General features: G+C 37.3%; 11 protein-coding genes and 1 pseudogene. 2 read left to right on the forward strand and 10 right to left on the reverse strand.

The features are described from left to right. Positions 1 to 6 precede the first annotated feature (6 nt). The 7 genes from BUA56_RS16420 to BUA56_RS23895 all read right to left on the reverse strand — a co-directional run bounded on the left by BUA56_RS16420 (position 7) and on the right by BUA56_RS23895 (position 8,672). Complete coding sequence (locus BUA56_RS16420) at positions 7 to 1,056, reverse strand: glycosyltransferase family 2 protein (protein ID WP_072853688.1); 1,050 nt, start codon at positions 1,054 to 1,056, stop codon at positions 7 to 9. Positions 1,057 to 1,066: 10 nt separating this feature from the next. Then, positions 1,067 to 1,882, reverse strand: a complete 816-nt coding sequence (locus BUA56_RS16425; RefSeq protein ID WP_072853690.1) for a glycosyltransferase — start codon at positions 1,880 to 1,882, stop codon at positions 1,067 to 1,069. Between the two features lie 16 nt (positions 1,883 to 1,898). Beyond that, positions 1,899 to 3,293 carry a sugar transferase gene (locus BUA56_RS16430; protein WP_072853692.1) on the reverse strand — a complete coding sequence of 465 codons (1,395 nt, stop codon included), beginning with the start codon at positions 3,291 to 3,293 and terminating at the stop codon, positions 1,899 to 1,901. 9 nt (positions 3,294 to 3,302) lie between these two features. Further along, positions 3,303 to 4,715: a lipopolysaccharide biosynthesis protein gene (locus BUA56_RS16435; protein WP_072853694.1), complete on the reverse strand. Its 1,413-nt coding sequence runs from the start codon at positions 4,713 to 4,715 to the stop codon at positions 3,303 to 3,305. Then, on the reverse strand, positions 4,712 to 5,560 hold the full coding sequence (locus BUA56_RS16440; protein ID WP_072853743.1) for a LicD family protein: 849 nt from the start codon (positions 5,558 to 5,560) through the stop codon (positions 4,712 to 4,714). Before BUA56_RS16440 ends, BUA56_RS16435 begins: the two co-directional genes overlap by 4 nt. A gap of 63 nt (positions 5,561 to 5,623) precedes the next feature. Further along, entirely contained in the window at positions 5,624 to 6,148 is a 525-nt protein-coding gene (locus tag BUA56_RS16445; protein WP_072853696.1) for a hypothetical protein, read from the reverse strand. A 13-nt stretch (positions 6,149 to 6,161) separates the two neighbouring features. Further along, on the reverse strand, positions 6,162 to 8,672 hold the full coding sequence (locus BUA56_RS23895) for an MBL fold metallo-hydrolase (RefSeq protein WP_084068034.1): 2,511 nt from the start codon (positions 8,670 to 8,672) through the stop codon (positions 6,162 to 6,164). 177 nt (positions 8,673 to 8,849) lie between these two features. Between BUA56_RS23895 and BUA56_RS16455 the strand changes: the two genes are divergently transcribed. Together BUA56_RS16455 and rffA are read left to right on the forward strand one after the other, a co-directional pair. After that, complete coding sequence (locus BUA56_RS16455; protein ID WP_072853700.1) at positions 8,850 to 10,208, forward strand: hypothetical protein; 1,359 nt, start codon at positions 8,850 to 8,852, stop codon at positions 10,206 to 10,208. Positions 10,209 to 10,225: 17 nt separating this feature from the next. Continuing rightward, positions 10,226 to 11,353, forward strand: a complete 1,128-nt coding sequence (gene rffA, locus BUA56_RS16460; RefSeq protein ID WP_072853703.1) for a dTDP-4-amino-4,6-dideoxygalactose transaminase — start codon at positions 10,226 to 10,228, stop codon at positions 11,351 to 11,353. Between the two features lie 93 nt (positions 11,354 to 11,446). Here the strand turns inward: rffA and BUA56_RS23035 are convergent, their stop codons facing one another. The 3 genes and pseudogenes from BUA56_RS23035 to BUA56_RS23905 all read right to left on the reverse strand — a co-directional run. Beyond that, complete coding sequence (locus tag BUA56_RS23035; RefSeq protein WP_158641016.1) at positions 11,447 to 11,590, reverse strand: hypothetical protein; 144 nt, start codon at positions 11,588 to 11,590, stop codon at positions 11,447 to 11,449. A gap of 104 nt (positions 11,591 to 11,694) precedes the next feature. Then, entirely contained in the window at positions 11,695 to 12,186 is a 492-nt protein-coding gene (locus BUA56_RS23900; RefSeq protein WP_278320870.1) for a group II intron maturase-specific domain-containing protein, read from the reverse strand. 3 nt (positions 12,187 to 12,189) lie between these two features. Continuing rightward, a pseudogene (locus BUA56_RS23905) lies at positions 12,190 to 12,567 on the reverse strand (reverse transcriptase domain-containing protein); the annotation flags it as partial. Positions 12,568 to 12,581: the final 14 nt, after the last annotated feature.

The following is a 12,581-nucleotide window of genomic DNA, read 5'->3' on the forward strand; positions in this document are numbered from 1 at the left end:
CTCTTATTATTTCAACTTATCAAAAACAGCTCCTTTACTATTTTGCATCTTACATACAATATAAGCAAAAAATGAATTCAAGCTGGCGCACTTCGTTTTAAAAATCAAGTTACACACCCTCTCTTGAATTGTGGACCCTTTTGCATATTTGGCAGCTTCTACTGAATTTTCATGCTTGAGGATACGTTTATTCTCCCTATAAATTTCTTTTATAGAAAATCCTGCCGCCTCAGCATTATTTCTCACCATAGCTGCTATACAATGTTTTATATGCACATTTGCCACCATAGTACGCACATTCCCCACGTATAAATTATTCTGCTGCAAGAGGGAACGCATCGCATCCAAACGGACATTAATTAATTCAAAATAGTTCGGCAAAAACCTTTGGGTTAATGCCTCTGAAGTTGCTTTCACATAATGATAACCGGTATTGTCGCTGCTGGACAAACTTGTTATATAGTTCCAGTATTTAACATTAAATAAAAAGTCCTCGATCAAAGGACACTTCTCGAACTGCAGATTGTTATCATTAATTATATTAGTTTTATATAACTTAATACATGTATAGGCAAATACCTTCTTACTGTCAAAATAGACCGCACTTTTTAAAATTTCTTTGCGCCGGTCAATATATTTAGCGTCAACCTTTACTTCTCTTTTTACAATTGCCTCTGTGCGTGTTTCATTCATCGTCTCATGTGTATAGCCACCGATAATTAAATCACTATGTCTTTCTTTATCGGCTTCTAATAACTTCTCGATGTGTTCAACATCAATCCAATCATCTGCATCGAGAAAGGTCAGATAATCACCAGAAGCACAAGACATCCCAGAATTTCTGGCTGCACTAAGTCCCTCATTCTGATCTTTTTTAATCAGCTTGATTCGAGTATCGCTGCCTGCCATCTGTTCTAAAATTTTGCGCGTATTATCTTTGCTTCCATCATCAACAATAATAATCTCAAGCTCTTTATACGTCTGGTGAATAGCACTTTCTACCGCCTTTTTCACCGTTTTCTCTGCATTGTAGGCAGGTACAATAATACTTATCATGTAATATCCCTTACTTTCTTAGAAATCGTTTATAAACTTTACTTCGCAATGAATTGGGCATAATGCAAACAATAAAATGGCCCCCCATTGAATACAGGAAATCTATCCAAGAATAAAACCCCATTTCTCTTAATTTCCACTTAAAACTTACCATCGCTTTCAAATAATCAGTACCGCCTCTCCGTTGATACAAATCCTCACCGGCACGCATATATAATATTGGGGATTGTATGTTATAACACTTTGCACCATTCATAATCATCCTCACCCAAAGATAATAATCCTCAAACCATAAGCAGTGAAGATACCCTCCGGCTGCTTCTACTGCTTCTTTTTTATACATCACACACGGATGGTTAAATGGGTTCCTTTTTTTGGCAAATTTTCTAATCTGCGCATCGTTTTCAGGAAGTTTCCGCTGACTTATCTGATTTGCAGTATCCCCCTCAAATTCGATTACTGTGCCGCTGATCACATCATAGCCCTTCTGGATTAGGTTCAACTGCCTTTCACACCGTTCCGCAAAGGCGATATCATCTGAATCCATCCGAGCTATGACACTATTGCGGCACTCACCAATTCCAATATTCAATGCTTTTCCAAGCCCAAGATTCTTCTCCAGGTAAATAACATGAAAAATATCGGGATACCTAGTTGTATAATCATCAACGATCTTATACAATCCTTCCGTTAAAGGCCCATCGCACACCAAACAAAAATCATCGGTTTTACGAGTCTGATTTAATATGCTATCTATACTTTCCTTCAAAAACTCCGGTTTTTCTTTTTTATATACAGACATTAGAACAGAGTAATTCTCAATCATAAACTTTTCATCTCCCCTATTCCGTGAAATCGGTTTTATCCCCTTCTTTTTTAATAGCTGTAATCTGATCCGCCTCTACCCCTTCTGTACTTTCTTTCATAAATAAAATTTTGAATGTCATAATCAGTAGCTTAAAGTCTAATATAATGGAGTAGCTCTGAATATACATCAAATCTAATTTCAATTTATCATAGGCAGTGGTATTATATTTTCCATATAACTGGGCATAACCAGTGAGACCTGCTTTTACCTTTAGCCGATAACTGAACTCAGGAATTATTTTTTCATATTCCTCCGCTATTTCCGGACGTTCAGGACGAGGCCCAACCAAACTCATTTCACCTTTTAAAACATTGATAAGCTGAGGCAGTTCATCTACTCTTGTTTTTCTTATTAGCTTACCAATGGGTGTGATTCTGCTGTCATTTTCACTAGCCAAACGAGCAACCCCATCCTTTTCAGCGTTGACTATCATACTTCTAAATTTATAAATAGAAAAAACCTTACCGTCAATGGTAAGTCTATTTTGTTTAAATAATGCAGGTCCTCTGTCATAACCTTTAATTGCTATGGCAGCCACAAGCATAATAGGTGATGTGATTAGGAGCATAACAGCCGACACTGCAATATCCACAAATCTTTTGGCCAAACGCTGCTCAAAAGTAAGACCATAATTTCTGGCTAATAATAAAGGCGTATCAAAAATATGGAGAGTCTCTGAACTGCGGATTATAATATCTGAAATTTTAGGTGTCATATAAATTCTTTTAGAATTAGCATAACAAAACTTCAAAATTTTATTTCTCAGGGCAGCATGGACATCGTAGACTACCACACCATCATATTTCAAAATCTCTTCAAAAATCTTCTCATTTCCGACTTTTATATTAATCTTTTTAGCTATCCTATATTTATCTCTTCTGGTATTCATTTTCATAAATAGATCATCAGCTGCATAAGTATCGTAAATCAGCAGCAGCTGTCTTGGAGGGAAAATTCTGGCATAGACAAACTCAAAAACAGGCGCAAATACCGCAATTACCAATATCTCAATTAAAGTCATGACCAAAATGGGCACAAAGGTAACCAGTGCTCTGGAAAGAAGAACAATCTGGAAATACATCACCACATTTGCACAGAGTCCAGAAAGGGCCTGGGAATACACTAAATTAGTCTTTTTTAATATCCCTACTTTCAGCCCCCCATACACATACATGAACATTAATAAAAAGATTACATATACTAAAACAATATATGTATTGCCTTTCGCATAAAAGGGTTCAATCCATAAACCCTTACTATAGTAATGGCTCCACACATATTTAAAAATCAACGCCTCCAGTAGAATAATGATTGCAATAGCTGCGGTTCTTAATATTCTTTTGTATTGTTCAAAGTCTGTCCTTTTCATTCTAACTTCCTACTTTTTCCTTAGTTTTACTTTAATCTGCAGATACACTTTCCCAATAACATCTCTAAAAACATAAATTGTGGCAAAAACACCAACTGCAAACGCTACCAGATTTCCTATATACGATAGTTTTATATAAACAAAAGTAACACCTGCGGTCAAAATGGTAAACATACCTATAAACCTCATGTCCATTTTGACCCGAATCTCTTTTGATAAGATCCGAATACGAATAATTACATTTATTAAAAATCCTAAAAATAAGGCTATACTTGCTCCCTGAACACCTAAAACAGGCAGCAACAAGTGCACACATATTACATTAACAATGCTTCCCACTACAGTTGTAAAAAATAATATATCATTCTTTTTGATGGCACTAAATATATTGCCCAAAAACGAACTAGTAGATGAGGCTATGGTAGCCAATAAATATATGGGCACCATATTTTTTGCTTCATTGTAGGAGTCATCGATCATGATAGGGAAAACAAAAAACACAACCGGAACCAGCAAAATCAATCCCATCCCTAAAAACTGTATAAAAGAGTTAATTGCAACAGAATAAAAATTACTGTTATCGCTATCCGAAGTCGCCTCCTTGGAATAGGAAATTTCCTGCCACGCCATATTAAAACACGATGTAAAGAGATTAATAACCGATCCAAATCTTGTTGCTACAGCGTAAAGCCCGTTAGCTTCCTTTCCCAAAATATTTGAAATAGCAACTCGATTATAACTTGTTAAAAACCAATAAGCTACTGAGTTCATACATAAAGGAATAGAAAATCTGAACATTTGCTTAAATATGCCATAGTCAAACTTCTTAACTGATATTAATTCATGAGCACGTATGCCATAGCCTACGATAGCAATATTCACCATATAGCCAATACATCCTGATATAAACATGGCACTATAATTCATTTTAAACACAACAATCAGTATAATATTGCTAACTGTTGTGACTAAGGTGCCGATAAGACCTGAGGATGCATAGAGTACATTCTTACCAAAGCCTCTTGCTAAGTATCCAAATAAAATTTGTGTGTTCATTAATAAGCCAAATAAATAAATGTAAAACAAATATGGAATATGAGCGACACACCCTACACCAATTATAATAGCCGTGTACACAGCAGTTGATAACAAGAAAATAGCAAACCCACTATTTATAGGCTTCTTTTTCTTTTCTCTCGTATCATGTTCAAACATAAAACGCATAATCCCTGCCCAAATATCCAGATAGAGTACAGAGCAGAGAAACGTAATATACGCAGAGGCAAGATCATAAGTTCCCATGTCTTCCGGGGAGATATATTTTGTATATATTGGCAGCATTAAAAATGAAACCAATTTTATTAAAACAGTACCAATAAAGTAAATACCAGATGCTTTTAGAAATCTAATTAGCTCTTTCATTCGTTTAGACCTTCAATTTTATTACGCCACCAAGCTTTAAAATTATGGTGAGATGTCCGTTCAGCCATGGGAGGCAGCGTCATGTAATCCCCATATTCCCTTCTAAGGAATTCATCATAACCTACAGGGGCCTGTAACATATGCCCCTCAAATTCTAATTTAACCCTTTTTGAGACTACCCATGCAGGCATCATCACCTCTTCGCGATAGGTTCCTTCCAGGCACCCAACATATAACGCACCATCTACCGCATATTTGCTGCTGTAATAATCCTGCAGTCTCAGAATATTTTTACTTCCAACCATCTTTCTAACGAAAAAAGTAATATATCTTCTCGGTTTTCCTTCTGCAAATCTCCTATGAAACGTAGAAAACTTTCGGAAAGAAGGAGCTCTTTGTCTGTCTAAAAATAGACACTTTTTCAGATGGCGCTGATATTTTTTATCCCCAGGCCCTTTGCCGGGCAATCCGTCGTAAGGAAATATATCAATATATATCCCCATCATACATTGCACGTCCAAATCGGTTTCCAGCAGACAAGTCCTAGTATCTACAACTTTTGCAAATGAGTAGATATAATTGTCTTTATTCTTTCTATTGATTACCTGATAGGGAGAATGCTGGTCATTATTTATAATATCAACTATCTTATTGTAATCATCTCTGGGCATCCAGATATCAATATCATCGTCCCACGGGATAAAACCTTTATGCCTTACTGCACCCAGAAGTGTGCCATCCGACATAAAATAGTACAGATGATTCCTCTCACAAACAGCATCAACATACAGCAGTATATCCAGTGCTATTTGCTGTATCTCTGATACTTCATATATCTCCTGCATATTTATTCCACAGCCTTTCATAATCTTTTGCTATTATAATACATTATGTTTTAAAAAACAACATTATCTAATCCATGCACCATCTTCATCAAATAAATATTCTTTTCCCAAAAGAAAAATAGTTTCATCACAAGCCATATTTCCATACTTTTTAAGATAGTACCAATTTTTCTTGTAGTATACCCACCCATTGACCATCTTTCCGGTTTTGTCCAAATAGAACCAAGCATTATCATCATATATCCAGCCTGTTTTTATTAATCCCTTTTCGTCCATAAAATACCAATTATCTTCATAGTAGGTCCAGTTCATTCCCATTCCGGCCTCTGTCAATAAATACACCTTACCATCTTTGTCCTGGAACCATCCCAACTGCATAATTCCATCGGAATCAAAATGGTACCATCTCCCATATATATCCCCCCAGTTATCTTTTACGAATTCTCCATTCTTCTGCTTTAACATCCATCCATCTGTAGTTTTTACCCAAGTTTTTAGCTTTTCCGCTGATACGTTTTCTGTACTGCCAAACAGCAAAACTATAGTCAATATAAGATATAGAAAACTTTTTTTGGTCTTACTATTCACCAATTACTCCTTTCTAACGCCGCTTACCCGGGATCCATTTACCGCTGCTGTCTAGATAATAATCACCGACCCAGCCTGTAGCCATATCTCCCTGCCGCCTAAAGTAATACCAGTCCCTATCAATTTGCAGCCAACCGATTGCCATAGCGCCATAATTTTTCAGATAGTACCATTGTCCATTTTTATTGAGCCATCCAGTTTTCATTAAGCCGCTATCCTGAAAGAAATACCATTCTCCATTTATACTGCTCCATCCCGTTGCCATAGCACCGCTGTTCCACATATAATACCAGCCACCGCCTGACTGCATCCATCCTACAGTCATAGCACCACTATTCTTCAGATAATACCATCTATCTTTGTCATAAATCCATCCTGTTGCCATAGCACCACTATTTCGTAAGAAATACCATTCTCCGTTTATACGCTCCCATCCGGTTGCCATGTCGCCATTGCTCCGCAAATAATACCATATATTATTCTCCTGGAACCATCCAGTTATCATTGATCCATCTTCCTGAAAATAGTACCAATTCCCTTTGATAAATTCCCATTTAGTACTCATGGAACCATTTGCTCTTAGATAATACCATTTATTAAAAAGCTTTTTCCAACCAGTTGCCATTTTTCCATCGTTGTTCATATAATACCATATGCCATTTACATCAATCCAGCCTATCTTCATCGCTCCGTCATGATATGCCCCAAAATAATACCAACTATTGTCAATATACTTCCACCCACTGGCCATGTATCCTGATTCATTAAAATAATAAGTTTTATTATTTATCTTTTTCCAACCATTTGTAACGTATTTACCGTTTACCAATTGATACTTCCATCCGCCTGGTTCCTCTATCCACTTCTCTTGAACAGGATTAGGAACCCATGTTCCATCTGTGTCAAAGTAATTTCCAGCTACCCAGCCTGTCTGCATTTGCCCACTCGCATTAAAATAATACCAATTATTGTCAATTAACGTCCAGCCTGTCTGCATTATTCCATCTTTATCTAAATAATACTTATTATTCTTTTCAATTATCCACCCTGTCCTTTTATGCCCTTTGTCATCCATTAAATACCAAAAGCCGCTTTCGCTATCCCTAACCCAAGCTGAAATCACTGCATTAGGTGAATTATCAAAATAATACTCGTTACCATTCAAGGATACAAAACCTTGGTACGGAAATTGGTAACCATCCCTATAGCAAGTATAGTAAGGGCTGCCGTTACACTCCCAGAAGTAAACCTCGTCCTCCGAAACATTAGTTGTTATTTCTTGACCACTCAAGTCAAATATTACAGCATCATAACTGCTTACCATGTTTGCTACACTATATAACCTGGTTCCATTGTTTTCTGCAAGATGACGGATAGACTCCATCCTCTCAGCTGAAACCGTCAATGTTGAATAATACCCTGTCTGTACTAAATAGTCTGGATTTAGCGCATACAAATATTCGGGTGTATTAGAACTAGAGTAGCCATGATGCCCCAATTTTAAAATATCAACCTCACCAATATAGGGAATCAATTTCAGTTCATCCCCATCATAATTTCCGATGTCGCCGCCTAAAAATGCAGTATGGGCATTTACACTAACCTTCACTCCCAAAGAAAAATAGTTTGCATCAGGTTTCGGTGTGATTTTATAATCATCGGAATAATTTACAACCTCCAGCTGCATATCACCAAGTGTAAAATTGGGATTTCCTGTGGTTTTGGGATCCTTTTCCAATGTCGTCTGATTCGGATCTGCACTCTTAGACACAGGTACCCCTCTATCCTCAATTGTATCAGGTGCCTGTGGATCTGAATCTGCTAAGGGATCAACACCAAATTCTTCATGAATCTCCTCCGGAGACATGTATTGATAAGAAACCTCGTTTTGTAAGTTCTGCCCTTCATCCCCTATTGTACTAGACTCTGCCTCTTGAGCAGGCGTGATCGGAGCATTTTTATCAAAATTCTGGATCAAAACAGATCCAGCTTCTTTCGCTGCTTCGATCAGCCGGTCATAAACATACAGATTATCCCACAAATTGCTTGGACTGGAAATATACTCATCTTTATACTCCATCATATATACACGTTCCGGCTTAAATTCTTTAATAATATAAGAAGCTGAACCAATATGGTCGCTGTGAGGGTGCGTCCCTAAATAAAACTCAAAATTGTTTTCGTTCACTCCCACTGAGCGCAAATACTCAATAACTTGTTCCTCATATCCCTGGTTATACATTATTGTTCCGGATCGAATAGGATATCGGGGATCTGAGCCATCAGGATAGGCAGTGTCCTCCCCGGAGTCTATCATACCAAATCGCCCGTTGCTTTCTAATAATATTGCATCATTCCATGCAGGAATTGCTATAAAATGTATTTTGGAATTGTCAATATCAGACGTTTCCTCTGCACGGATCTCTTGAGAATATCCAGTCAAGATAACAACCAAGCCTAATATAAAACTTATCATTCTGCTTTTTCTACTAATCACTTTATTACCTAACACCCTTACTTTCATAATCCATATTTAACCATTTCTTTTCAACTTTATTTCATAATTATTACACATTATAACCTAGCATACAAGCAATTACAATCAATGTCTTTATTTTTGAGAGAAATTTAATTTTTCTTAATACTTTTTAAAGCCAGAAGTGTTATACTACTAAAAGACATTTTTTTAAAGGAGAAGTTTATGTTACAAAATTTTAATGATGAACAGAAGAAAAGAATATGCCGGTTATTGGAAATTGCTTTCTTGGCATTTCTTTTTGTTTTTTATTTTATGTGGGCCTATCATCAGCCTTTTAACTCTGCACCAGATGAAAAGATGCGATACGACATACCACAGTACATATACGAGCACGGTGCACTTCCTCACGGTGGCGATCCTGAGATACGGGATGAAAATTGGGGGATTTCCTATGCTTTTAATCCAATACTATCCTATATCTTCTCGGCACTATTTATGAAGATAACCAGTTTTTTTACTACCGCACCTTTCGCATTACTAATGGCTGCACGTACGGTGAGTGTCTTTTGGGGAGTGATAACTGCTTACTTTGTAATAAAAATATCTAAAAAGCTGCTCCCTATTGCTTACCGGGGATTATTTATTGTTCTTATTACACTGCTTCCTCAGATGGCATACTTATCTTCTTATGTAAATACTGATGCAATGGCTGTAACTTCCTCAGCTATTATTATTTATATGTGGATCCTGGGGCTGGAAACAAATTGGAATAAAAAGAGCTGTATCGGCTTGGCCGTTGGACTTGCACTATGTTCCCTTTCCTATTATAATGCTTATGGATATATTTTGTGCAGTATTTTCCTTTTTCTCATCTCCACATTATGTATGGGTGAAAAAAAGTTAAATTACTCCTTTATGCTAAAAAGGGGGCTGTTGATTGCCGGAATTGCACTTCTTTTAGCCGGATGGTGGTTTGTGAGAAGTTATATTATTTATGATGGAGATATCTTGGGCATGTCTACCAGCAAAAAATATTCAGAATTATATGCCGCTGACGCCTTTAAGCCTTCTAATAGGGTTACATATAAATCTGGCGGATATTCAATTATCGGCATGCTGTTTAATAAAGGTGGTTGGATTGAAACAACCAAGTTTAGTTTTATCGGTTGTTTCGGATATATGGAACGCTATCTTGGCGTACGAACTTATGATCGATATATCTATTTAATAGCTGCAGGAGGATTAGGCGTATTATTAAGTTTTGTAAAATTATTTCAGCCTTATAAAAATAAGCAGTGGATAAAAAGAAATGTACTCAATATTATTTTAGCTATAGCTATGGTAATACCAGTGCTGTTAACTATATACTATGCCTATGCTTCGGATTATCAGGCTCAGGGACGATATGTCATGCCGATGATAATTCCCCTGATGTATTTTACCATGGTAGGCTTAAAAAAAATATTGGACTATTTTGTCAAGGCAGAACGGGTTTGGATTATCACTAATGTCTATGCAATTATTTTATTTATAACTGTAATACGTACATATACAAATGTATTTTTAACTATGTTTCAATAAGTTTAAGGAGGAACATTATGATCGACTTTAACATCCCACCTTATGTGGGAACTGAAATCGAATATATAAAGATGGCTATAAAAAATAAGAAACTTTGCGGCGACGGGCCATTCACAGGTAAATGCAGCAATTGGATCAAAAAAAATTTTCATGTAAATCAAGCGTTTTTGACAACCTCATGTACACATGCATTGGAAATGGCGGCGGTGTTGGCAGATGTTAAAGAGGGGGACGAAGTTATAATGCCTTCTTATACTTTTGTATCTACCGCAGATGCCTTTGTTCAAAGAGGAGCCAAAATAGTATTTGTTGATATCCGCCCAGACACTTTAAACATAGACGAAACTTTAATAGAGGATGCTATAACACCTAAAACAAAGGCTATTGTTCCTGTCCATTATGCTGGCGTCTCTTGCGAGATGGACACTATTATGAGTATTGCCTCCCGCTATAAGCTCATAGTAATTGAAGATGCAGCCCAGGGGTTTGGCTCTACCTATAAAGGGGTCTCTCTTGGGACAATAGGCGATTTTGGATGTTATAGTTTTCATGAGACCAAAAATCTGAGTATGGGAGAAGGCGGAGCTATTGTTTTTCAAGATAACTCTTATCAGGAAAAAGCAGAAATTTTAAGAGAAAAGGGAACCAATCGAAGTAAATTTTTTAGGGGACAGATTGATAAATATACCTGGATGGACTACGGTTCTTCTTATCTGCCAAGCGATATGAATGCCGCATACCTATGGGCACAACTGGAGGCAGTGGATATTATACAAAAGGATCGTATGGCATCCTTTAATTTCTACCATGAAGGACTTCGCCCACTTATGCAGAAAGGTTATATAGAATTGCCATATATTCCAGAAAACGCAGAGCATAATGCACATATGTATTATATAAAACTCCCTGATTTAGACTCCAGAAGTCAACTAATTTCATACCTCCGGGAAAAAGGTATCTTAAGCGTGTTTCACTATGTACCGCTGCATTCTTCTCCGGCTGGCAAGAGATTTGGCCGATTCCATGGGACAGATAACTATACGACAAAAGAAAGTGAACGGTTGATGCGTCTTCCTATGTATTATGGATTGACACCGGACACGATAGAATATATAGTAGAGACTATTTTAAATTATTTTAGATAAATGATAGTTTATATGCCTTGATTTCAGAGGTATAGAGTCGGCGAGCAGAGCGTCGCTGACGGACGGTGCTCCTGCGGGGATTCCGGTTTTGTCTTAGACTCTCTTCGCGACGGAGGTGTCCCCGGAACCCAGTCCTTCCTCCTGTCCGAACCAGACAGCCCGTTGCCGCAGGATTCCTTTCACCGTCCCTCTGCCACCCACACCTGCCGTCTTAAATGCCCCTGAGCCGATGTCCAAGTTACACTCCTAAATCCCGATTAGCCAATAGAGTAGAGAAATCCGCAAAAGTTATCTCCCTCTCATTGAACCGTACATACGGGTCTCGTATACGGCTCTACAACTTATATTCCAACATTTCTTAGATAATAATTTAAAGGATTGAGCAAACCAGCTCCGTCCTTTATTTTATTTTCAAGCATATCCGGACTTATAATGAAATTCACTACATTCATTCCGCTTTGTCTGTACCAACCAAGCCTTGTATTTGCTACTTTATATATAGCTTCGTGGTCAAATCCATTCTTATTCTTTTGATTGAGATAGCTTAGGTTTCTATATATTGTCTTGGGCGTTTTCCATTGTTTTATCACAATCACTCTTATCTTGTGCCTAAGCCATGCCCCAAACTCTTCCATAAACTGTTTCATCATTCCTATTCTAAAGTAATTAATCCAGCCTCTGACTATTTCATTCACTCGCTTTATTGTTTCTGCAAGCGGTCGTGCAACAGCTTTATTTCTTTTGAGGCATTCACTTAATTTCTGTTTTAACTTCTTTTTCTTTTCCGCGGTAGGTTTTACTTTCGATTCGCCACCATTTTTCAGAAATGTGATTCCGAGATATTTACTCCTTGTAGGTCTGACTACTTTGGTTTTTGTGGCATTTACTTTTAGGAACAGTTTTCTCTCTATCCAGTCTGTGATGGATTTCATTACTCTGTTGGCTGCCATTTCACTTTTTGTGAATATCATTGTATCATCTGCGTACCTTGTAAATCGAAGTCCTCTTTGCTCCAGTTCCTTGTCTAATTTATCAAGATACACATTAGAAAGTATAACTGAAAGCGGTCCTCCCTGTGGCACGCCAGTCCTTGTTGCTTCTTCCAGCCCTTTCTCCATTACTCCTGCTTTCAGATATTTCCTAATCAGGTTTAATGTGGTGCTGTCATTCACTTGCTCTCTAAGAATTTGAATTAACTTATCGTGATTTACTTTATCAAAGAATCCCG

Origin of the sequence: Lactonifactor longoviformis DSM 17459, assembly GCF_900129135.1 — a bacterium.
In the GTDB taxonomy this organism is placed as follows: Bacteria; Bacillota; Clostridia; order Lachnospirales; family Lachnospiraceae; genus Lactonifactor; species Lactonifactor longoviformis.

Coding starts and splice junctions, on each gene's coding strand:
- BUA56_RS16420 (WP_072853688.1), bottom strand. CDS start 1,056: ATGATAAGTATTATTGTACCTGCCTACAATGCAGAGAAAACGGTGAAA.
- BUA56_RS16425 (WP_072853690.1), bottom strand. CDS start 1,882: ATGATTGAGAATTACTCTGTTCTAATGTCTGTATATAAAAAAGAAAAA.
- BUA56_RS16430 (WP_072853692.1), bottom strand. CDS start 3,293: ATGAAAAGGACAGACTTTGAACAATACAAAAGAATATTAAGAACCGCA.
- BUA56_RS16435 (WP_072853694.1), bottom strand. CDS start 4,715: ATGAAAGAGCTAATTAGATTTCTAAAAGCATCTGGTATTTACTTTATT.
- BUA56_RS16440 (WP_072853743.1), bottom strand. CDS start 5,560: ATGCAGGAGATATATGAAGTATCAGAGATACAGCAAATAGCACTGGAT.
- BUA56_RS23895 (WP_084068034.1), bottom strand. CDS start 8,672: ATGAAAGTAAGGGTGTTAGGTAATAAAGTGATTAGTAGAAAAAGCAGA.
- BUA56_RS16455 (WP_072853700.1), top strand. CDS start 8,850: ATGTTACAAAATTTTAATGATGAACAGAAGAAAAGAATATGCCGGTTA.
- rffA (WP_072853703.1), top strand. CDS start 10,226: ATGATCGACTTTAACATCCCACCTTATGTGGGAACTGAAATCGAATAT.